The following is a 21,305-nucleotide window of genomic DNA, read 5'->3' on the forward strand; positions in this document are numbered from 1 at the left end:
ATGACCATCGACTGGTGGACATTGGGGCTTCAGACGATCAACGTCGTCGTCCTCGTCTGGCTGCTGGCGCGGTTCCTGTTCCGCCCGGTGAGCCGGATCATCGCCGAGCGGCAGGCGGCGGCGCAATCGGCGCTCGATGCCGCGAAGGCGGCACAGGCCGAGGCTGAAGCGGCGCGGGCGCAAGCGAAATCGGAAGCCGCCGAACAGGCAAGCGCGCGCGTGGCGCAACTCGCGCAGGCACAGGAGGCGGCGAAACAGGAAAGCGCACGGCTTCTGACGAAGGCCCATAACGAGGTCGCGGCATTGCGGGCGCAGACCGAGGCCGAGATCGCCAAGGAGCGCGAGGCGGCACAGACGCAGATGGCGCGCGAGGCGGGGGTGCTGGCGAGCGACATCGCCGCGCGCCTGCTGTCGCGCCTGCCCGAAGGCGCCCGGATCGACGGTTTCGTGCCCGGACTCGTCGAGGCGGTGCGCAAGCTGCCCGAGCCGACCCGAGAGGCGCTTCTTGCACAAGGAAAGCTGGCGCTGCGCGCTGCGCGTGCGCCGAGTGCCGAGGAAACCACCCGGATCGAAGCGCAGCTTTCCGAGGCGCTTGGCGGGCCTGTCACGGTGGATCTCAGCGTGGACGAGGGCCTGCTGGCGGGGCTCGAGCTTGATGCGGCGACAGCGGTGGTGCGCAACCACCTGCGCGCCGATCTCGACCGGATCAAGGCGGAGGTGACGCAAGATGACTGATCGCGCATTGCCCCCCGATTGGCTCGAAACCCGCCGCGCGCGTCTGGCGAGGGCAGAGCTTGCCCCCGAGGCCGAGGCGGTTGGCCGGATCACCCATCTGGCCGACGGGATCGCGCAGGTCGCGGGCCTGCCCGAGGCGCCGCTGGGTGCGCTGCTGCGCTTCGAGAGCGGCGGCTACGCTTTCGCGCACAGTCTCGGACGCGAGGCGATCGACGCGGTGTTTCTCGATGCGGCGACCTCGGTCAGCGTGGGGGAGAGGGTGACGGATACGGGCGACGTGCTGCGCGTGCCGGTCGGCGAGGCTCTGCTGGGCCGGGTCATCGACCCGCTTGGCCGCCCGCTCGACAACGGTCCCGTGCCCGAGACGACCGCACGGATGCCCGTCGAGCGCCCGGCGCCCGCGATCATCGAGCGCGATCTGGTCTCGGCCCCGCTTGAGACGGGCCTGCTGGTGGTCGACAGTCTCTTTGCCCTCGGGCGCGGCCAGCGTGAGCTGATCGTGGGCGACCGCTCCACGGGCAAGACCTCGCTCGCGGTCGATGCGATCATCAACCAGAAGAATTCCGACGTGATCTGCATCTATGTCGCGGTCGGCCAGCGCGCCACGGCGGTCGAGCGGGTCGTGGCGGCGGTGCGCGAACATGGCGCGCCCGAGCGGTGCATCTTCGTCGTGGGCAGCGCCGCGGCCCCGCCGGGTCTGCAATGGATCGCGCCTTTCGCGGGCATGACGATGGCCGAGTATTTCCGTGACAAGGGGCAGGACGCGCTGATCGTGATCGACGATCTGACCTTGCATGCCGCGACCCACCGGGAACTTGCATTGCTCACGCGCGAGCCGCCCGGACGCGAGGCCTATCCGGGCGATGTCTTCTACCTCCATGCGCGGCTTCTGGAGCGCGCCGCGAAGCTCTCGCCCGAACTGGGCGGCGGCTCGCTCACCGCGCTGCCCATCGCACAGACCGATGCGGGCAACCTCTCGGCCTATATCCCGACCAACCTGATCTCGATCACCGACGGGCAGATCGTGCTCGACACGCATCTCTTCTCGGCCAATCACCGGCCCGCCGTCGATGTCGGGCTCTCTGTGAGCCGGGTGGGCGGCAAGGCGCAAAAACCTGCGCTGCGGGCGGTCTCGGGGCGGGTGCGTCTCGATTACGCGCAGTTTCAGGAGCTTGAGATGTTCACGCGTTTCGGCGGGATCTCGAATGCGCGGGTGAAGGCGCAGATCGCGCGGGGCGAGCGGATTCGAGCGCTTCTCGCCCAGCCGCGCTATTCGGGGTTGCGGCTGGCCGATCAGGTGGCGTTGCTTGCGGCGCTGGCCGATGGGGTGCTCGATGCCTTCCCGGTCGCGATCATCCCCGATCTGCGCGCGCGGCTTGCGGGCTGGCTGGATGCCCATGCGGGGGAGGCAGTGGCCGAACTTGCGCGCAGCGGCGAGCTGACCGACGAGACGCGCGCGGCGCTCGTGGCGGCGCTCAGGACATTAGCAGAGGAACTGGCCCCCGCAAACGACACGGAAGGCGCGTCATGAGCGGACGGGCCGCGGAACTGCGCGAGCGGATCGAGACGGTCCACAAGCTCGAGACGGTGATCTCGGCGATGCGCGGGATCGCGGCCTCGCGGGTGCAGGAGGCGCATCAGCACCTCGATAGCATCCGCACCTTCGCCGCCACGATCGGCGCGGCGATCTCGGAAGTGCTCGCGGGGCTCGATCCTGCGGGCGGTGGCGTCGACGCGCCGCAGGATGAACGCCAGCTCCTGTTGCTGTTCGCCGCCGAGCAGGGGTTCGCGGGCAGCTTCTCGGAGAAGCTCTTCGATGTGGCGCAGGCGCAGCTCAAACGCGGAGGGGAGCTGTTCCTCGTCGGCGATCGCGGGCTGCTGGTCGCGGCCGAACGTGGGCTCTCGGTGGATTGGTCCGTGCCGATGATCGCCCATCCGATGCAGGCCGCAGGGCTCGCGACCCGGATCACCGACGCGATCTTCGCGCGCATCGCGGGCGCGGGGATCACCCGTGTCACGCTTGTCCATGCCAGCCCCGACGGCGCCGAGCCGGTCCATATCGAGACCAAGACCCTGATGCCCTTTGACTTCACGCGCTTCCCGCCCCCGAAGACGCGGATCGCGCCCCTGATGACCCTGCCGCCTGAACAGCTCCTGCAAAGCCTGATCGAAGAACATGTCTTCGCCGAGATCAGCGAGGCCGTGATCCTGTCCTTCGCCGCCGAGAACGAGGCGCGGATGCGGGCGATGATCGCGGCGCAGGAGAACACCTCGGACACGCTTGACGAGATGGTGCGCGGCGCGCGCCGCCTGCGTCAGGAAGAGATCACCGAGGAAATCGTCGAGCTTGCAACGTCAAGCCTAACCCAGTCCTGACCTTGCGAGGAATACCATGGCAAGCGACCCGCTTTCCGCATCCGAAAAACCCGAACCCGCGCCCGATATCGAGCGCGTGATCGAGCTGCCCTGGAGCCAGCCGAAAACCGACCAGGAGGATGTGCGCGCCCCCGATCTGCTGCGCGAGATCATGGAGCATCCGAACTATCTCGAAGCGGATGCCGATCTGGGCTTTCTCAACCGTGACGACATGCGCGGCACGCGGCTCCAGATGGATTATCAGAAGGCCGAGACGCTGCTCAACGAGCACGGCATCGCCCATTCAATCGTGGTCTTCGGCGGCACACGCATCCCCGAGCCCTCGGTCGCGCAGGAGCGTCTGGCCGAAATTGCCGCGCAGGCTGCGGCCCATCCGGCAGACGAGGGGCTGCGCACCCGGGTCGCGATTGCCGAGAGGATCGTCGAGAAGAGCCGGTATTACGATGTCGCCCGGGAATTCGGACAGATCGTGGGGGCGCAGGAAGGTCCCGAGGACAACCGTCTCGTGATCGTCACCGGTGGCGGGCCGGGGATGATGGAGGCCGCCAATCGCGGCGCATGCGAGGCGGGCGCGAAGACCATCGGGCTCAATATCACCCTGCCGCACGAACAGTTTCCCAACCCCTATATCACGCCGGGGCTGTGCTTTCGCTTTCGCTATTTCGCCCTGCGCAAGCTGCATTTCCTGATGCGCGCACGGGCGCTCGTCGTGTTTCCGGGCGGCTATGGCACGCTCGACGAGCTGTTCGAGACGCTCACGCTGATCCAGACGCGCAAGATCCGCCCCGTCCCGGTGATCCTGGTGGGGCGCGACTATTGGAAGCGCGCCTTCGATCCCGATTTCCTCGTGGCCGAGGGGGTGATCGACCCGGAGGATCGCGAACTCTTCTGGTATGCCGAGAGCGCCGAGGAGATCTGGCAGGATATCCGTCGCTGGTACGCGCGCATCGGGCGCGAGATCGTCGAGACGCAAGAGGGAGGAGAAAGCTATGAAGATTTCATTTCACGGTGCCGCACATGAGGTGACGGGCTCGTGCCATCTGGTCGAGTGCTGCGGCAAGCGCATCCTGATCGATTGTGGCATGTTCCAGGGGCGTGCGGAACTGACCGACGCCAATGCGGCGAAATTCGGCTTCGAACCCGCGCAGATCGACGCGGTCTTGCTTACCCACGCCCATCTCGACCATTGCGGGCGTCTGCCGCTACTGGTCAAGCGCGGGTTCAAGGGCGAGATCATCGCGACCTCGGCCACGCGCGATCTGGCGCGGCTGGTGATGCTCGACGCGGCGCATCTTCAGATGGAAGAGGAGCGCCATCACCATCGCCATGGTCAGCATGGGCGCGCCGATGAAGCGCTTTATGATGAGATGGATGCGCTCGACGCGGTCGACCGGTTCGGCCGCAATGCAAGCTATCGCGAGCCGATCGAGCTCTTTCCCGGCATCACCGCGACCTATCACGAGGCGGGGCATATCCTCGGCTCGGCCTCGATCGAGCTGAGCCTGAGCGAACACGGCAAAACCCGGCGCGTGCTGTTCTCGGGCGATCTTGGACCGCTGGGGCGGCCGCTCCTGAATGATTTCGACCCGCCCTCCGGTGTCGATGTGGTGGTGATGGAAACGACCTATGGCGATCGGACCCATCGCAGCCTCGAAGCCTCGGTCGAAGAGTTCACCCACGCCATCACCGCGACCGAACGGCGCGGAGGCAATGTGATCATCCCGACCTTCGCCCTTGAGCGCGCGCAGGAAATCCTGTGGTTCCTGCGCGAGGGGATGGAGGCGGGCAAGATCCGCAAGTCGCTCAAGGTCTTTCTCGACTCGCCGATGGCGATCTCCGCCACGCGGATCTTCGCGCGTCATGAAGAGGCGTTGCGGCCCGAACTGGCGAAGATGATCGCCCATGGCCGCGATCCCTTCCAGCTGCCCGAGTTGCACATGACCCGCGAGACGCAGGAATCAATGGCGCTGAATGAGATCCGCGCGGGCGCGGTGATCATGGCGGGCTCGGGCATGTGCACGGGCGGGCGGGTGCGTCACCACCTGCGCCACAATCTCGCGCGGCGCGATGCGAGCGTGATCTTCGTGGGCTATGCGGCCGAGGGTACGCTTGCGCGGATCATCATCGACGGGGCGAAACATGTGAAACTCTTCGGCGCGGAGATCCCGGTTCAGGCGCAGATCCACACGATCAACGGCTTTTCGGCCCATGCCGACCGCGACGATCTGATCGAATGGCTGAGCCGTACCGGACACCCCTCGAAGGTCTTTCTCGTGCATGGCGAGACCCGTGCCATGGAGAGCTTCGCCAAGGCGATCGGGCCGGAGCGGGTCGAGATGCCGAAAGCCGGACAGAGCTTCGAGCTCTGAAGGGTGGCGAACCGGGTGCACTGGGTGCCCGGTCATCCGCCGGGAGCAGGCATCACGACAGCCCGCGCTGTCGCGAAGCGGCGATGCGATACGTTGCGATGGCGCGGCTGAGATCGGCGGTTTCGCCCGCGAGGGAGTCACTTCCGCGATCATCCCGCCGGGATGCGCGCCTGTTTTTTGGGCAGCTGGAGTCTCGGGGCGCAAAAGAGCGAGGCCTCGCTTTGAGAAGCGCGGCGGAGTGGTTTTTGATGAAAGGGCAGGGCGCTTAGGGTTCCGTTGCCGATACGGCAGGTCTGGTCCGAGAAGTGCCACCCTTGCGGCAAAATCCGCGACGGGCACACGGCGGGCCAAAATCCCGGGAGATTACTGCGCAGGTCTGACCCGCGCCTAATCTCTTGTTCCGCCAGCGGGTCGGCCTCTACGCCAAAATACGGCGGGACGCATGCCAACGGGGAAGACCATGACCAGAACGAAATTCCTGTCCGCCACGGCCCTCGGCTTGGGCATTCTCGCCGCCTCCTTCTCGCCCGCGATGGCCGAGAAGAAAACCGATTTCAAACTCGCCTGGTCGATCTATGCTGGCTGGATGCCCTGGGGCTATCTGGACAGCTCGGGCATCATGGACAAATGGGCCGAGAAATACGGCATCACCGTCGATATCGTGCAGATCAACGACTACGTGGAATCGATCAACCAATATACGGCGGGCGCCTTCGATGGCGTCTCGGCGACCAATATGGACACGCTTTCGATTCCCTCGGGCGGTGGCGTGGATACGACCGCGCTGATCGTGGGCGATTATTCCGACGGCAATGACGCGATCATCTCGAAGAGCGCGAAAACGGTCGAGGAGCTGAAGGGCACGAAGGTGAACCTCGTTGAGCTGTCGGTCTCGCATTACCTGCTGGCGCGCGCACTCGACAAGGCGGGGCTGGCCGAGAAGGATCTGGCCGGTGTGGTGAACACCTCCGACGCCGACATGATCGCGGCCTTCGCGACCCCCGAGGTCGAGACGGTGGTGACCTGGAACCCGCTCGTGTCTGAAATTCTCGGCTCGAACCCCGATGCGATCAAGCTTTTCGACAGCTCGCAGATCCCGGGCGAGATCCTCGACCTGATGGTGGTCAATACCGAGACGCTCAAGGACAATCCCGACTTCGGCAAGGCCGTGGCCGGTGCCTGGTATGAGGTGATGGCCAAGATGGCCGCGGGCGACGAAGAGGCGCTGAGCGCGATGGCCGAGGCCGCCGGGACCGATCTGGAGGGCTACAAATCCCAGCTGGCCGCCACGGCGATGTTCTACGACCCGGCCAAGGCGGTCGCGCAGGCGACGAGCGCCGAAATGCCCGAGACGATGACGATGGTCGCGAATTTCCTCTTCGACAAGGGGATCCTCGGCGTCGATGCGCCCTCGGCCGATTTCGTGGGCGTCGAATATCCCGATGGCAAGGTCACCGGCGATCCGGCCAATGTGAAGTTCCGCTTCGACACCACCTACATGCAGATGGCTGCCGACGGCAAACTCTGAGCTGACTTGCCCGGCCTTCGGGCCGGGTCTTTTTGCCGACAGCACGGGACCGCCTATGCGCCTTCTCAACCGACGTCCGACCCGACCCGCAGGCGTCCTGCTTGCCGCGCTGCCTTTCGTGGCGGTGCTGATCGCCTATTGGATCGGCTCGGAAATCCGGCTGGCGGCGAACCCGCAGGACAAACTCCTTCCCGCGCCCGCGACGATCCTGAACACCGCTGGCGGGCTCTTCACCGAGCCCAACAAGCGCACGGGCGAGATCCTGCTCTGGGCCGATACATGGGCGAGCCTGCGGCGGCTGGCGCTTGGCGTCGGGATCGGGGCGCTGATCTCGCTGACGGTGGGCGTGGGGATCGGGCTGCTGCCTTACGTGCGGCGGGGGGTGTCGAGCTTCGTCGCGGTGCTCTCGATGGTGCCGCCGCTGGCGCTTTTGCCGATCCTGTTCATCGTTTTCGGACTGGGCGAGACCTCGAAAGTCGTGCTGATCGTGATCGGCATCACGCCCTTCCTGACCCGCGACCTCTCGCAGCGGGTGCTCGACATTCCGCACGAAGAGATCGTGAAGGCACAGACGCTCGGGGCCTCGACTTGGGTCATCGCGCTGCGCGTTGTGCTGCCGCAAATCCTGCCGCGCCTGATCGCGGGGATAAGGTTGTCGCTCGGCTCCGCCTGGCTGTTCCTGATCGCCGCCGAGGCCGTCGCGGCCGAGGTGGGTCTGGGCTACCGCATCTTCCTCGTGCGCCGCTATCTCGCGATGGACATCATCCTCACCTACGTCATCTGGATTACGCTGCTCGCCTTCCTGATCGACTTCGCGCTCAAGACGCTCTCGCGCAAAGCCTTCCCCTGGCTGGGAGGTGGGCTATGAGCTTCGTCACCGTTCGCGACGTGTTTCAGGAATATGACGGCCGCCCGATCATCGAGCGGGTCAATCTCGACGTGGCCGAGGGCGAGTTCGTCTCGATCGTCGGCGCCTCGGGCTGCGGCAAATCCACCTTCCTGCGGTTGCTCTTGGCCGACGAGACCCCCACGCGCGGTCGCATCACCGTCGATGGCGGCAAGCCCGCACGAGAGCCGGGGCGCGAGCGCGGCGTGGTGTTCCAGAAATACTCGGTCTTTCCCCATATGACGGTGCGCGACAACATCGTCGCTGCCGAGAGCTTCCCGAAAGGCTGGGGCTGGTTTCACGGTGCGAAGCTGCGCGAGGCGCGGGCACGAGCCGATGAGGTACTCGAACGGATCGGGCTCGCCCATGTCGCGGGCAATTACCCCGCGACGCTCTCGGGCGGGATGCAGCAACGCCTCGCCATCGGGCAGGCGCTGCACGCGCGCCCGCGCATCCTGTTGCTCGACGAGCCTTTCGGCGCGCTCGATCCCGGTACACGGCTGTCGATGCATGAATTCCTCACCCAATTGCGCGCCGAGACCAAGATGACCGTCTTCATGGTTACGCATGATCTGGGCGAGGGGTTCAAGCTGGGCGACCGCGTTCTGGTTTTCGACAAGACCCGCTGGGACCCGGACTATCCCGAACGCTACGGTGCGACGATCACCTATGATTTCGACGCCCGCGATCACGGCATCCCCTACCAGCACATCCTCGACAAGATCCCGTCTCTGGCCGCCGCCGCGACCCCGCCGCCCGCCTGAGGCCCAAGTTTCACCGCGCGCGCCGCTGGGCCCCGCGCGCGGGCCGCCGCCAAGGTCCAGAAAGTGCTTGCCCCGACAGAGGGGCGATAGATTGGAGACAGCGATGTTCCATGATCTGCCAGGCGGGCGCTCGCGCCCGCATCACCCGCAAGCGGCTATTTCGGCGCGCGTCCAGCGCGCGCGCCGCCAGCATCACCCGGACCTGACGAAGCTCGCGGGCTGGAAGGCGATGCGCAAGGAAGCCGACCTGCCCGAGGGCCGCTGGGCCGAGGAACGGGCCTGGGCGCTGCGCATGGGGCTGACCGGCGCGGACAGCATCGACGACAAGTCGATCCCGACCTTCGCGCGCGGCGAGCTGCCCCATTACGCGGGCATCAACACCTTCCTGAAGGCGCCCTATACCGAGGACGTGCTGGAGGTCGCCCATTACGACGCGACCGTGCTGGGCATCCCCTTCGACGGCGGCACCACCTACCGCGCGGGAACCCGTTTCGGGCCGCAGGGCGTGCGCAAGATCTCGGCGCTCTACACGCCTTACAATTACGAGATCGGCGTCGACCTGCGCGAGCAGATGACGCTGTGCGACGCGGGCGACGTATTCACCATCCCTGCGAATATCGAGAAGAGCTTCGACCAGATCAGCCGCGCCGTTTCCCACGTCTTCTCGTCGGGCTCGCTCCCGATCATGATCGGCGGCGACCACTCGATCGGCTTCCCTTGCGTGCGCGGCATCGCCGAATGCACCTCGAAGAAGATCGGCATCGTCCATTTCGACCGCCATGCCGACATTCAGGAAAAAGACCTCGACGAGCGGATGCACACGACCCCGTGGTTCCACTCGACCAATCTGCCCAATGTGCCCGCGAAGAACCTCGTGCAGATCGGCATCGGCGGCTGGCAGGTCCCGCGCGAGGCGGTGAAGGTCGCGCGCGAACGCGAGACCAACATCATCACCATGGGCGACATGGAGAAGATGGGCATCGACAAGACGATCGAGATGGCGCTGGAGATGGCGTGGGACGGGGTCGACATGGTCTATATGTCCTTCGATATCGATTCCATCGACTGCGGCTTCGTGCCAGGCACCGGCTGGCCCGAACCGGGCGGTTTCCTGCCCCGCGAGGCGCTGGCGCTGGCCTCGGGCATCGCCGCCGAAGGCATCTGCGGGATGGAGCTGGTCGAGGTCGCACCGCCCTATGACACCTCCGATATCACCGCGCTGATGGGCACCCGCGTGATCGTGGATGTGCTGGGGGCGCTCGTGTCGAACGGCAAGCTCGGGGCGCACAAGAAGCATATCGACAAGCCGGTCTCGATCCCGCATGGCGAGTTCGAAGGCAAGCGCTGGTCGAACCCCGATCCGCATAAGGTGGGTTGAGCCATGCCGCATGATCACGGCCCCCACGGGCACCATCATCACCACCACCACGATCACGGGCACGCCCATTCGCACGGGCACAGCCATGATCACGCCCATCACGGGCATGGCCACAATCACGCCCATGGCGAACACTTGCACAGCCACATGCATCACGAGGACGAGGCGGCCGACCTGCAGGTTCTCGCCACCCAGTTCATCGACGGTTTCGTGCAGGCTTCCGACAAGACGAGCTATCTCAAGCTCGCCGGAGTGCCCTTCGAGCGCGCCTCGGCCAGCGGTCCGAAATCGCTCAAGCTGGTGGATGTGGAGCTGAAGACCGAATGGCAGGTGGGCACCGCCTCGCCCTCCTTCGGTTCGCGCGAGCTCTCCTACCTTCCGTTCCCGGGCGAGATGGTCCGCGAACGCACCAACATGTCGCTGATCTACGTGTCGATGGATGAGAAATCCGTCCTCGACATCCGCGACTTCCTGACCCAACGCAAGAAAGAGATCGACCAATGAAACCGCTGTTTTTCATCCTCCTCGCCACGCTCGCTGCTGGCCCCGCACTGGCCCATGACGGGATGCACATGCATCCGCATGGCTTCGAGAACGTGATCTCGCTCGCGCTTATCGCGGCCGCCGTCTGGGGGCTGGTCGTGGTGATGAAGCAGCGCCGCTGACGCTCTCACAACCCCGGCAGGTCGATCACCACGGCGGCGTGATCGCTCGCATGGGGCCGGTGAAAGCCCACACCGTCGAGCCGCGCGCCCGCAAAGCGCGCGGCTTCTTCGCCCAGCCCCTTGCGCAGGATGCGGGGCACCGCATCCGGGTAGCGCGCGGCCAGCGCGGGCGAGGCCAGCATCGCATCGGGGCAGTGATAGCGGCCCGAATGCGGATCGAAATAGGTCCAGCGTTCCGGGCGCGGCATGCGCGCCATCAGATCCACGCTGAACCCCTGTTCGAGCGGTGCGGTCGCACGCGGCAGCGCCAGTTGCGGATCGTCGGGCTCGTTGAGATCGCCGAGGATCAGCCACAGCGCTCGGGAGGGATTGTCGAAACGCCGCTCGATCAGCGCGCGCGTCGCCTGTGCTTCGAGGCTCCGGGTGCGCCATGACGCCGCCTCGTCGGGATAGGGCGATTTGAAATGCGTCACGAACAGCGTCAGCGAGCCGACTTCGGCCGTCAGGCAATCGCGCCGGAAGACCGGCATCTCGGGATCGACGCCTTCGGGCAGGCGCAGCCCCAGATCGCCCGGGGTGAGCGTGGCATGGCTGCGCACCTCTCCCAACGCTCTGCGCGACAGGATCGCCACGTCGAGCCCGCGCCCGTCATTGCCCGGAAGGCAGACCCGGTGAGGGTAGGGGCGCGCGCCACTGGCAAGCAGGTAACGGGCGTGGAAATGCTCCAGCGTGGCGAAGTCGAAGACCTCCTGAAGCGCGATCAGATCGGCGTCGGCTTCGTGCAGAATCTCTGCGGTGAGCCGCCGGTCGATCCGGTCGAGGCTCGGATCTTCGGGATCGTCGCTGTCCCACGCGCCGTGCAGCTGCCCCACCTCCCGGTTTGGCAGTAGGCGCATGTTCTGGGTGTTCAGGCTCGCGATACGCATCTTGGCGGCACTTTCGCATGGGCGAGGCGGAAAGGGGTAGAGCGAAATCGCGCGCTGCGGTTGATGCGGCTCAATGCGCGCCGATGCAAGTTCGGCTAAGTTAAAAGCCAGCAAAGAGGAGGAGGGGATGATGATCCTGATCGCCTATGCCAGCAGCGAGGGCCATACTCGCAAGATCGCGCGCCATGTCGCCGACCGGATCGCCGGGGCCGGGCAGGGGGTGGAATTGATGCCGCTTTCCGAGGCTGATGAAACGCTCGATCTCGGGCGGTTCTCCGGGGTGATCCTCGCAGGATCGGTGCATGTCGGCCAATACCAGCGCGCGCTCGGCGAATTCGCGGGCGATCATGGAAAGGCGCTTTCCGCGATGCCGTCGCTCTTCGTTTCGGTCTCTCTCGCAGCTGCGGGGCATGATGCCGAGGATTGGCGCGGGCTCGACCAGATTCTCGAGGATTTCATCGCCGCGACCGGCTGGCATCCGGGGCGGGTGGCGCAGGTGGCCGGAGCTTACCTGCCTTCGAAATATGATATCTTCCGCCGCTTCGTGATGCGCCGGATCGTGGCGAAGAAAGATCCGCAGGCCGATCTCGACGCCGATCGAGAATATACCGACTGGGCGGCGCTCGACGCGCTGGTCGATGACTGGATTTCCGGACAGGCGAAAGAGGCGACCTAGCGCGCGGGCGCCTTGGGCGGGGTCGGGCGCAGCGGCGCGCGGCTCAATTCGTTATTCGCATCGGCCATCTTGCGCAAAAGCCGCAGCAGCGTTTCTTGCTCTTCGGGGGTGAGATCCTTCAGGATCGTCTCTTGGGTGCGCCGAACGGCGGGCCAGACAGTGGTGAGGACGGATTCGCCCCGCTCGGTCAGGCGCAGCTGGCGTGCGCGCCGATCGGTTTCGCTGATCGTACGCTCGATCAATCCGCGTGCCTCGAGCCGGTTCACCACTCCCCCGAGCGTCACTCGGTCATAAGCGATCAGCCCCGCGAGCGTCGCCTGGTCGATATCGGGGTGTTCCTTGAGCATCCGCAGCGCCGCGAATTGCACCGGCGTCAGGTCGAAACCGGCCGCGCCCACCTCCTGGGTGAAGGCGGAGACGGAAATCTGATGCAGGCGCCGGATCAGGTGGCCGGGCAATTCGTGAATGACGCTCATGCTTTCTGCCTAAGTCAACCGGCCGGTCCAGACAAGATGGGGGACGCACCATGCAAACATGATAAGCATACGCATCTTTGATTGACACGTATACTAATGATAAGCATACTTCCTATAAATCGAGTCGCTTTTTAGGGAGGAGTGCCGATGGACGCCAACGCCATGCAGCCGGACGATAGTCCGGCCCTGCGTCAGCTCTACGCAGATTTCAAAGCTCAACACCTCAATCCGCTCTGGACCCAGACCGGAGACCTGATGCCGCGTCATCCGCGCCCGAAGGCGCAAGCGCATGTCTGGAAATGGTCCGATCTCTACCCGCTGGCAAAAGCCTCGGGCGATCTGGTGCCGGTGGGCCGTGGCGGCGAGCGCCGCGCGATCGGTCTGGCCAATCCGGGGCTGGGCGGGGCCGCCTATGTCTCGCCGACGCTCTGGTGCGCGATCCAGTATCTCGGCCCCAAGGAAACCGCGCCCGAGCACCGTCACTCGCAAAACGCGTTCCGTTTCGTCGTGGAAGGCGAGGGGGTCTGGACCGTGGTGAACGGCGATCCGGTGCGCATGAGTCGCGGGGATTTCCTGCTCACCCCGGGTTGGAATTTCCACGGCCACCACAACGAGACCGACCAGCCGATGGCCTGGATCGACGGGCTCGACATTCCGTTCAGCTACCAGAACGACGTGGGCTTCTTCGAGTTCGGCTCGGATCGCGTCACCGATTACGCGACGCCCAATTTCTCGCGCGGCGAGCGGCTCTGGTGCCATCCGGGACTGCGCCCGCTCTCGCAGCTGCAAAACACCGTTTCCTCGCCGATCGGCGCTTATCGTTGGGAATATACCGACGCGGCGCTGACCCAGCAGTTGCTGCTCGAGGAAGAGGGCTACCCGGCCACGGTCGAGCAAGGCCATGCAGCGGTGCGCTACGTGAACCCCACGACCGGCGGCGACGTGATGCCCACGATCCGCGCCGAGTTCCACCGCCTGCGCGCAGGGACCGAGACGCCCACGCGGCGCGAGGTCGGATCCACCGTTTTCCAGGTGTTCGAAGGCAAGGGCGCGGTGGTCATGGGCGGCGAGACGACCAAGGTCGAGAAGGGCGATATCTTCGTGATCCCTTCGTGGGTGGCGTGGTCGCTTCAGGCCGAGACCGAGTTCGACCTGTTCCGCTTCTCGGATGCGCCGATCATGGAACGGCTGCATTTCGACCGCACCCAGATCGAGCCGGCCGAATAATATGGCGGATCTCGAGCAAGCACGCGCTGCGCTGCGCGAGCGTCAGGGCATGGGGGCGCGTTACGATGCCCCCGAGGCTCCGGCCGCCGAGCTCGCGCTCGCCCGCAGCGGCACGGCCTATTTCGCGCGCAAGCTCAACGAGTTGAGCGACGCGGCGATTTATCAGCCTTCCGCGATCGCGGGGCAGAGCCGGGCGCATGTGATCTGCGCGGTCTCCTATCAGGCGCGCGCACTGGCGCGTCAGCTTGAGGCCGCGACGTCGGGGCAGGCGATCCCGCCGATGGTCGATCCCGCATGGGCGGAGCTTGAGGATCTCGATCTGGGCGCGACCCTGCCGCCGCGTGCGCTGCGCCATCTATTCGACCATTCCGCGATCCATCTCGACGTGGTCTGGCGCGATCTGCCAGGCCCGGCCTGGGATCTCGAGGCCTCCGACGTAGCGGGGCGGATGCGCCCCCTGCGCGCCACCGCAATCGAACGCGCGCATGCCCTCTGGCATGGCGCCCTGCATCTGGGCAATGGTGCGCGCATGCGCGACCTGCCGCCCGAGCTGCGCGCGAACTAAGCCGCGCAACGATCTGAAAAACAAGGAAACGACAGATGACCAACCTCTTTCCCTCGCCGCAGTGGCCCACCGTTCCCGTCAAGGGTGAGACTGCGGCTTATCCGGTGCACCGCATCTTCTGCGTCGGGCGCAACTATGCCGCCCACGCCGCCGAGATGGGTGTCGAGGTCGATCGCGAGGCACCGTTCTACTTCACCAAATCGGCGCTGATGGCGCAGGCGACCGACACCACCATTCCCTATCCGCCGGGCACCGAGAATTTCCATTACGAGATGGAGCTGGTGATCGCGATCGGCGCGCCGGTCTTCAAGGCCGATACCGAGCGTGCCGCGAAGGCGATCTACGGTTATGCCTGCGGGCTCGACATGACGCGCCGCGATCTGCAACTGGCCGCGCGCGCCAAGCAGCGCCCCTGGGATCTGGGCAAGGATGTCGAGCAATCGGCAGTCTTCGCGCCGATCACCAAGGCGGGCGAGTTCGCCGCACCGGGGCCGCAGCGCATTCACCTCGAGGTCAACGGCGAGACCCGCCAGGAGGCCCGGCTCGACGACCTGATCTGGAAGGTCGAGGAGATCGTCTCGCACCTGTCGCATTACTATCACCTCCAGCCGGGTGACCTGATCATGACCGGCACGCCCGCGGGCGTCGGCGCTGTCGTCGCGGGTGATGTGATCACCGGCGGGATCGACGGGCTCGATCCGATCAAGCTCACCATCGGGGCGGCGGAATGATCCGCTTCCACGGATATTTCCGATCCTCCAGCGCCTATCGCTGCCGGATCGCATTCAACCTCAAGGGGGTGGAGTATGACTTCACCTCCGTACATCTGAGGAAGGATGGCGGGCAGCAGAAGACGCCGGGCTATCGCGCGCTCAATCCGCAGGCGCTGGTGCCGACGCTGGAGGAAGGCGATCTGCGCCTCACCCAGTCGCTGGCCATCATCGAGTGGCTCGACGAGGTGAAGCCGGGGCCGAAACTGCTGCCCGACGATGCCGGTCTGCGCGCGCAGGTCCGCGCCTTTGCTCAGGTCATCGCCTGCGACGTGCATCCGCTGCAGAACCTGCGCGTGCTCGATTATCTCAAGGCCGAGTTCGGGGCCGATCAGGCCGCGCTCGACGCCTGGTGCGGGCGCTGGATTCACGACGGTCTGGCTGCCTGCGAAGCGCTTCTCGCGGCGCGACCCGAGAGTGAATTCTGCTTCGGAGGCACGCCGGGGCTGGCCGATATCTGTCTGATCCCGCAGGTCTTTTCCGCCGCCCGCTTCAAGGTCGACATCTCCGATCTGACCCGCGTCAGCCGCATCACCCAGACCTGCAACGCGCTCCCGGCTTTTGCCGATGCGCATCCGAAGAACCAACCGGACTGGGAGGCCTGAGGAGGGCCCCATCCAACGAGACCGTCATGCACAGGGAGGATACGCCATGACATTCGCCAAACTCACCAAATCCGCGCTGATCGGCGCCTTGATGGCCACCGTGGCCGCCGGTGTCGCACAGGCGCGCGACCTGCGCATGGGGCTGATCACGCCGCCCAGCCACGTCTGGACCAAGGTCGCCAACCGGATCGCCGAGAAGCTTCCCGAGGCCACCAATGGCGAGTTGACTGTCTCGGTCTTCCCCGCGGGCCAGCTCGGTTCGGAACAGGAGATGTTCCAGCAGATGTCGGCGGGTCTTCTGGATGCGGGCCTGATGACGGCGGCGATCACCTCGCTGCGCGCGCCCTCGATGCAGGGCTGGTTCACGCCCTACCTGTTCAGCGACGTGACCGAGGCGGAAAAGGCCGCAAGCCTTCCGGCGGCAGGCCAGATGCTTGACGAGCTCCAGGCCGCGAACCTACACGGCATGGGCTACACTTTCGCCGGGATGCGCCAGATCCTGATGAAGGACAAGCCCGCGACCTCGGTCGATGATCTCAATGGCAAGAAGATCCGCATCGTGCCCTTCCCGGCGATGAAGGTCTGGTGGGGCGAGATCGGCGCGGTGCCGACCCCGGTGAACCTCACCGAGGTCTATCAGGCGCTGCAAACCGGCCTTCTGGACGGGATCGACATCGACCTCGACGCGCTGGTCGGCCTGAAATTCGACGAGGTGGCCAAGGGGCTGACGATCACCAATCACATGGCCTTCCCGGCGGTGATGATGGTCTCGAACCCGACCTGGAACAGCCTGTCGGTTGCCGACCAGGAGGCCTTCCAGAAGGTTGTCGACGAGGCGCTCGCCTGGGGCTCGGCCCAACAGGTCGAGGCGGAGAAATCGAACCTCGCCGCCCTCGAGGGCAAGCTCGAGATCGTGCATCTCGACGATGGCGCCAAGGCCTTCGCCGCCGCCGACGACGCGGTCGCGCAAAGCTTCGCGCAATACCCGCTGATCGCCGCGTTCCAGCAGGAAGTCGCCGCGGAGCAAGGTCAGTGAGACTGTTTCCCGCTCTCTCGGGCGGGCTGGTCCGGCTGGAACGCTGGACCAGCCGGGCCCTGGTCGTGCTGTTCGTGGGCCTGATCGTGGTGAATGTCGCCATGCGCTACCTCGCGGGCAAGCCGATCGTCTATGCCGAAGAGCTCGCGGCGATCCTGCTGGTCTGGCTGACCCTCGTCGCGGTCTCGATCTCGATCCGAGACAAGGCGCAGATCGGAGTGACGCTGATGGTCGACAAACTGCCGCGCGTGACCCGGCTCTGGGTCGATGTGCTGATCTGGGCGCTGATCGCGGGGATGTTGGGGCTCTTGCTCAAGGCCGGCATTGCCTGGGTCACCGGTCCCTCGGTCGGATTTGAGCAGGTCATCACCACCGGCTGGCCGAAATGGCCTTTCTTCTGGATTTTCCCGATCTTCTGCGCGACCGCGCTCATTCATGTCCTTGGCCATCTGAGCGATGCCGTGGCCCGGATCACGGGGAGGCTCGCATGACCGGCGGTGTTTTCCTTGCGCTGATGCTCACGGGCATGCCGATCGCTTTCGTGCTGATCGGCGCGACCCTCGCTTTCGTGGCCTTCTCGGGCAACACCGCGATCCTCTCGGCGATCCCGCAGATCGCCTTCGGCTCGGTCGAGAATTTCGACCTGCTCGCGATACCGCTCTTCGTTCTGCTGGGCGAGATCATGAATGAAAGCGGGCTGACCCGGCGTATCATCCTTGCGGTGCGGGTCTGGCTCACACGGCTTCCGCATAACCTCGTGATCGTGAACCTCGTCTCGAACCTCGCGCTGGCGGCGATCATGGGCTCGGCCACAGCGCAGATGGCGGTGATGAGCCGCGTTGTCGTCCCCGAGATGGAGCGCGACGGCTACAAGCGTGGCTATGCCGCCTCGATCACGGCTTCGGCCGGTCTGCTGGGGCCGATTATCCCGCCCTCTATGGTCTTCATTATCTATGGCGTGATCGCGCAGGTCTCGATCGCGGACATGTTCACGGCGGGCATCATGCCGGGGCTGATGCTGTTCGTGCTGATGGTCGGGATCGCGATGTGGCAGGCGGGGCGCAATCACGACCCGGCGGCCGCGGGCGCAGGGCTGCCCGATATCCCGCGCTGGAAGGCGACGCTGCCGGGGCTGGCCACGATGCTCATTCCGCTGACCATCGTCGGCGGGATCTCTGCGGGGATCTTCACCCCGACCGAAAGTGCCGCGGCCGCGATCGTGGTGGCGCTCGTCTTCGGCGGCCTCGTCTTCCGCGAGCTGCCGCTGCGCGCGATCCCGGCGATCATCGACCGGACCGTGTCGAACTCTGCGATCGTGCTGTTCCTGATCATGGCGGCCAAGGTCTTCGGTTGGGTGCTGACCTACAATCAGGTCCCCCAGGCGGTTACGGCCTTCATCACCTCGCTCTCGGACGATCCCACGATCTTCATGCTGCTGATCATGGGCGCGCTGATGGTGGTGGGAATGTTCCTCGACGGGGTGGCGGCGCTGATCATCCTGACGCCGATCCTTCTGCCGGTCGCGATGAACCAATACGGCATCGACCCGATCCAGTTTGGCGTGATGATGAGCCTGACGCTCGTGCTGGGACTGCTCACCCCGCCGGTGGGGACGGGGCTTTACATCGCCGCGGCGCTGTCGAACGTGCCGATCCTTCAGCTCTCGAAACTGGTCATGCCTTACGTGCTGGCCACGATCCTCGTGATCCTCACGACGATCTTCCTGCCCTGGATGGTCCACCCGTTCTGAGGCGGGCCATTCCTTCATCATCTTACCCTGACACCGGGCCCGGTTCCGCCGCGGCCAAAGGAGGAGACTTGTCATGACCCAAGACCAACCCATCCTGATCGCGGGCGGCGGTATCGGCGGGCTTGCCACCGCGATCGGCCTTGCCCAGAAAGGTTTTCGCTCGCTCGTGCTGGAAAAGGCGCCCGAGCTTGGCGAGATCGGCGCGGGCATTCAGCTCGGCCCGAACGCCTTCCACGCCTTCGACTATCTCGGCGTGGGCGATCAGGCCCGCGAGATGGCGGTCTATATCGACAATCTGCGCCTGATGGACGCGATCGACGGCACCGAGATCACCCGCATCCCGCTCGACGAGGCCTTCCGCGCGCGCTTCAAGAACCCTTACGCGGTGATCCATCGCGGCGATCTGCACAGCGTCTTCCTGCGCGCCTGTGAAGTGCATCCGCTCGTCGGCCTGCGGACCAATTCCGAAGTGGTCGATTACGAACAGGACGGCAGCTCGGCCACCGCGATCCTCGCCAACGGCGAGCGGGTCACGGGCCGGATGCTGGTCGGCGCGGACGGCCTGTGGTCGAATATCCGCAAGAAGGTGGTGGGCGACGGCGCACCGCGCGTCTCGGGTCACACCACCTACCGTTCGGTGATCCCGACCGAGGAAATGCCCGAAGATCTGCGCTGGAACGCCGCGACGCTCTGGGCCGGGCCGAAATGCCATATCGTGCATTACCCGCTCAAGGGCTGGAAGATGTTCAACCTCGTCGTGACCTACCACAACGACGCGCCGTCGCCCGAGGCAGGTGTCTCGGTCACCCATGAAGAGGTGAAGAAGGGTTTCGAACATGTCGCCCCCGTCGCGCGACAGATCATCGACCGTGGCCAGAACTGGAAACGCTGGGTGCTGTGCGATCGTGATCCGGTGACGAACTGGGTCGACGGGCGGGTGGTCCTGCTGGGCGATGCCGCCCATCCGATGCTGCAATATTTCGCGCAAGGGGCCTGCATGGCGATGGAAGATGCCGTGGCGCTTGCGCATTGCATGGAAGCGCATGGCGATCTCGACGTCGCCTTCCGCCGCTATCAGGACCTGCGCGAGCTGCGCACCGCCCGCGTCCAGCTGCAATCGCGCGAGATCGGCCAGCATGTCTATCACCCCGCCGGGGCCCATGCCGAGCTGCGCAATGCCGTGATGCGCGCCAAGTCTCCTGAGAACTGGTACGACATCGTCGACTGGCTCTATGGCTCGACCGGTCTCGAGGGTGCCGTCTCGGCCGAGACCCACAACGCGCACGCCGCCTGAACGTCTCGGGATTGAACGGAAATTCCCCGGTCGCGCCCCCAGCGCGGCCGGGTTTTTCGTGACTCAGGTGCGGCGGCACGAGATCGTCGCCTGTTTTTTGCGCAATCCGGTCCGAAATGCGGCATCTGCCGCGAAAATTTCGCGCCTTGCGACTTCGCGAAAGTCAGAGAATTGACCGGGTTGTGCAAAAAGTTTCACCACTTGATCAAATCTCTGCAATACTTCGCGCACCATCAACAGGAGATCACCCATGGCTGCCAAGACCCGTTTTCTCTCGCCCTCGCGCCGCGCCTTCCTGCTGTCCTCGCTTGCAGGTGCCGCACTTGTCGGCACCGCACCGGGCCGCGCGCTCGCGCAGGACGCCAAGAAGCTGAAGGTCGCGGGCATCTACACCGTTCCGGTCGAGCAGCAATGGGTCAGCCGCATCCACATCGCCGCGATGGCCGCGCAAGAGCGTGGCGATATCGAATATACCTATTCCGAGAACACCGCGAATGCCGACTATCCGCGCGTGATGCGTGAATATGCCGAGGGCGGTTACGACCTGATCATCGGCGAGGCCTTCGCGGTCGAGCAGGAGGCCCGCGAGGTCGCCGCCGACTATCCGGGTGTGGCCTTCCTGCTGGGCTCGTCCTTCAAGCCCGACGCGGCGTTGCCGAATTTCGCGGTCTTCGACAACTACATCCAGGACGCCTCCTACCTGTCGGGCATCATCGCGGGTGCGATGACCAAATCGGGCAATATCGGCATGGTCGGCGGCTTCCCGATCCCCGAGGTCAACCGCCTGATGCATGCCTTCATGGCCGGCGCGCGCGAAATGAACCCCGAGATCAAGTTCCAGGTCGCCTTCATCGGTTCGTGGTTCGATCCGCCCAAGGCCAAGGAAACCGCCTATGCGATGATCGAAAACGGCGCGGACCTGCTTTATGCCGAGCGCTTCGGCGTCTCGGATGCGGCCAAGGAAAAGGGCATCCTTGCCATTGGCAACGTGATCGACACGCAATCCGACTACCCCGACACGGTCGTGGCCTCGGCGCTGTGGCATTTCGAGCCGACGCTTGATCACGCGATCGAGCAGGTGCGCGCGGGTTCTTTCTCGGCCGAGGATTACGGCATCTATTCCTTCATGAAGGAGGGCGGCTGTTCGCTCGCGCCCTATGGCACCTTCGAGGGCAAGATCCCGCAGGAGGCGCTCGATCTGGTCGCCAAACGCAGCGGCGAGATCATGGATGGCAGCTTCACCGTCGAGATCAACGACGCAGAGCCGAAATCCTCCTGA

24 protein-coding genes and 1 riboswitch are annotated in these 21,305 nt (G+C 65.3%); of the genes, 21 read left to right on the top strand and 3 right to left on the bottom strand.

What is annotated here, in order from left to right:
* From BMG00_RS16105 to BMG00_RS17435, 11 genes are all read left to right on the top strand, one after another.
* Positions 1–735 carry a F0F1 ATP synthase subunit B family protein gene (locus tag BMG00_RS16105; protein WP_078530247.1) on the top strand — a complete coding sequence of 245 codons (735 nt, stop codon included), beginning with the start codon at positions 1–3 and terminating at the stop codon, positions 733–735.
* The gene (locus BMG00_RS16110) at positions 728–2,266 is read left to right on the top strand and encodes a F0F1 ATP synthase subunit alpha (protein WP_078575044.1); all 1,539 of its coding nucleotides are present in this window, start codon (positions 728–730) and stop codon (positions 2,264–2,266) included. Before BMG00_RS16105 ends, BMG00_RS16110 begins: the two co-directional genes overlap by 8 nt.
* Entirely contained in the window at positions 2,263–3,111 is an 849-nt protein-coding gene (locus BMG00_RS16115) for a F0F1 ATP synthase subunit gamma (RefSeq protein ID WP_078575045.1), read from the top strand. Before BMG00_RS16110 ends, BMG00_RS16115 begins: the two co-directional genes overlap by 4 nt.
* Positions 3,112–3,127: 16 nt before the next feature.
* Positions 3,128–4,132 carry an LOG family protein gene (locus tag BMG00_RS16120; RefSeq protein ID WP_078530250.1) on the top strand — a complete coding sequence of 335 codons (1,005 nt, stop codon included), beginning with the start codon at positions 3,128–3,130 and terminating at the stop codon, positions 4,130–4,132.
* Positions 4,101–5,480: an MBL fold metallo-hydrolase gene (locus tag BMG00_RS16125; protein ID WP_078575046.1), complete on the top strand. Its 1,380-nt coding sequence runs from the start codon at positions 4,101–4,103 to the stop codon at positions 5,478–5,480. Before BMG00_RS16120 ends, BMG00_RS16125 begins: the two co-directional genes overlap by 32 nt.
* A gap of 254 nt (positions 5,481–5,734) precedes the next feature.
* Positions 5,735–5,844: riboswitch (guanidine-I (ykkC/yxkD leader) on the top strand.
* Between the two features lie 96 nt (positions 5,845–5,940).
* Entirely contained in the window at positions 5,941–7,008 is a 1,068-nt protein-coding gene (locus BMG00_RS16130) for a putative urea ABC transporter substrate-binding protein (RefSeq protein WP_078575047.1), read from the top strand.
* 55 nt (positions 7,009–7,063) lie between these two features.
* Positions 7,064–7,876, top strand: a complete 813-nt coding sequence (locus tag BMG00_RS16135; RefSeq protein WP_078575048.1) for an ABC transporter permease — start codon at positions 7,064–7,066, stop codon at positions 7,874–7,876.
* Positions 7,873–8,658 carry an ABC transporter ATP-binding protein gene (locus tag BMG00_RS16140; RefSeq protein ID WP_078575049.1) on the top strand — a complete coding sequence of 262 codons (786 nt, stop codon included), beginning with the start codon at positions 7,873–7,875 and terminating at the stop codon, positions 8,656–8,658. Before BMG00_RS16135 ends, BMG00_RS16140 begins: the two co-directional genes overlap by 4 nt.
* Positions 8,659–8,761: 103 nt before the next feature.
* Positions 8,762–10,036, top strand: a complete 1,275-nt coding sequence (locus BMG00_RS16145; protein WP_093470170.1) for an agmatinase family protein — start codon at positions 8,762–8,764, stop codon at positions 10,034–10,036.
* A 3-nt stretch (positions 10,037–10,039) separates the two neighbouring features.
* Positions 10,040–10,540 (top strand): hypothetical protein, encoded by a 501-nt coding sequence (locus BMG00_RS16150; protein WP_078575050.1) that lies wholly within the window; start codon positions 10,040–10,042, stop codon positions 10,538–10,540.
* Complete coding sequence (locus BMG00_RS17435) at positions 10,537–10,701, top strand: peptidase M23 (protein ID WP_096349015.1); 165 nt, start codon at positions 10,537–10,539, stop codon at positions 10,699–10,701. The genes BMG00_RS16150 and BMG00_RS17435 overlap by 4 nt, the downstream gene beginning before the upstream one ends.
* Before the next feature lie 5 nt (positions 10,702–10,706).
* Here the strand turns inward: BMG00_RS17435 and BMG00_RS16155 are convergent, their stop codons facing one another.
* On the bottom strand, positions 10,707–11,627 hold the full coding sequence (locus BMG00_RS16155; protein WP_078575051.1) for an endonuclease/exonuclease/phosphatase family protein: 921 nt from the start codon (positions 11,625–11,627) through the stop codon (positions 10,707–10,709).
* Positions 11,628–11,754: 127 nt separating this feature from the next.
* Here BMG00_RS16155 and BMG00_RS16160 point away from each other — a divergent pair, with 127 nt between their 5' ends.
* Positions 11,755–12,303: a flavodoxin domain-containing protein gene (locus tag BMG00_RS16160; RefSeq protein ID WP_078575052.1), complete on the top strand. Its 549-nt coding sequence runs from the start codon at positions 11,755–11,757 to the stop codon at positions 12,301–12,303.
* Here BMG00_RS16160 and BMG00_RS16165 read toward each other — a convergent pair.
* The gene (locus BMG00_RS16165) at positions 12,300–12,779 is read right to left on the bottom strand and encodes a MarR family winged helix-turn-helix transcriptional regulator (protein ID WP_078530259.1); all 480 of its coding nucleotides are present in this window, start codon (positions 12,777–12,779) and stop codon (positions 12,300–12,302) included. The two genes, BMG00_RS16160 and BMG00_RS16165, sit on opposite strands and share 4 nt — an antisense overlap.
* A gap of 147 nt (positions 12,780–12,926) precedes the next feature.
* On the opposite strand from BMG00_RS16165, the gene BMG00_RS16170 reads away from it, so the two are divergent.
* The 8 genes from BMG00_RS16170 (at position 12,927) to BMG00_RS16205 (ending at position 20,026) form a co-directional block, all read left to right on the top strand.
* Positions 12,927–14,006 carry a cupin domain-containing protein gene (locus BMG00_RS16170; RefSeq protein ID WP_078575053.1) on the top strand — a complete coding sequence of 360 codons (1,080 nt, stop codon included), beginning with the start codon at positions 12,927–12,929 and terminating at the stop codon, positions 14,004–14,006.
* A 1-nt stretch (position 14,007) separates the two neighbouring features.
* On the top strand, positions 14,008–14,571 hold the full coding sequence (locus tag BMG00_RS16175; protein ID WP_158521755.1) for a maleylpyruvate isomerase N-terminal domain-containing protein: 564 nt from the start codon (positions 14,008–14,010) through the stop codon (positions 14,569–14,571).
* Positions 14,572–14,606: 35 nt separating this feature from the next.
* Positions 14,607–15,302 (top strand): fumarylacetoacetate hydrolase family protein, encoded by a 696-nt coding sequence (locus BMG00_RS16180; RefSeq protein WP_078575055.1) that lies wholly within the window; start codon positions 14,607–14,609, stop codon positions 15,300–15,302.
* Positions 15,299–15,946, top strand: coding sequence for a maleylacetoacetate isomerase (gene maiA, locus BMG00_RS16185; protein WP_211274150.1), 648 nt, complete (start codon positions 15,299–15,301; stop codon positions 15,944–15,946). Before BMG00_RS16180 ends, maiA begins: the two co-directional genes overlap by 4 nt.
* A 46-nt stretch (positions 15,947–15,992) precedes the next feature.
* Positions 15,993–16,982 (top strand): TRAP transporter substrate-binding protein, encoded by a 990-nt coding sequence (locus BMG00_RS16190; RefSeq protein WP_211274151.1) that lies wholly within the window; start codon positions 15,993–15,995, stop codon positions 16,980–16,982.
* Positions 16,979–17,473: a TRAP transporter small permease gene (locus BMG00_RS16195; RefSeq protein ID WP_078575056.1), complete on the top strand. Its 495-nt coding sequence runs from the start codon at positions 16,979–16,981 to the stop codon at positions 17,471–17,473. The genes BMG00_RS16190 and BMG00_RS16195 overlap by 4 nt, the downstream gene beginning before the upstream one ends.
* Positions 17,470–18,732, top strand: coding sequence for a TRAP transporter large permease (locus BMG00_RS16200; RefSeq protein WP_078575057.1), 1,263 nt, complete (start codon positions 17,470–17,472; stop codon positions 18,730–18,732). Before BMG00_RS16195 ends, BMG00_RS16200 begins: the two co-directional genes overlap by 4 nt.
* Positions 18,733–18,805: 73 nt before the next feature.
* Positions 18,806–20,026, top strand: coding sequence for a 3-hydroxybenzoate 6-monooxygenase (locus BMG00_RS16205; RefSeq protein ID WP_078575058.1), 1,221 nt, complete (start codon positions 18,806–18,808; stop codon positions 20,024–20,026).
* A gap of 63 nt (positions 20,027–20,089) precedes the next feature.
* Here the strand turns inward: BMG00_RS16205 and BMG00_RS16210 are convergent, their stop codons facing one another.
* Entirely contained in the window at positions 20,090–20,278 is a 189-nt protein-coding gene (locus tag BMG00_RS16210) for a hypothetical protein (protein ID WP_078530266.1), read from the bottom strand.
* Between BMG00_RS16210 and BMG00_RS16215 the strand changes: the two genes are divergently transcribed.
* Complete coding sequence (locus BMG00_RS16215; RefSeq protein WP_078530267.1) at positions 20,277–21,305, top strand: BMP family protein; 1,029 nt, start codon at positions 20,277–20,279, stop codon at positions 21,303–21,305. The genes BMG00_RS16210 and BMG00_RS16215 overlap by 2 nt on opposite strands.

This window comes from Thioclava marina (assembly GCF_002020135.1).
In the GTDB taxonomy this organism is placed as follows: Bacteria; Pseudomonadota; Alphaproteobacteria; order Rhodobacterales; family Rhodobacteraceae; genus Thioclava; species Thioclava marina.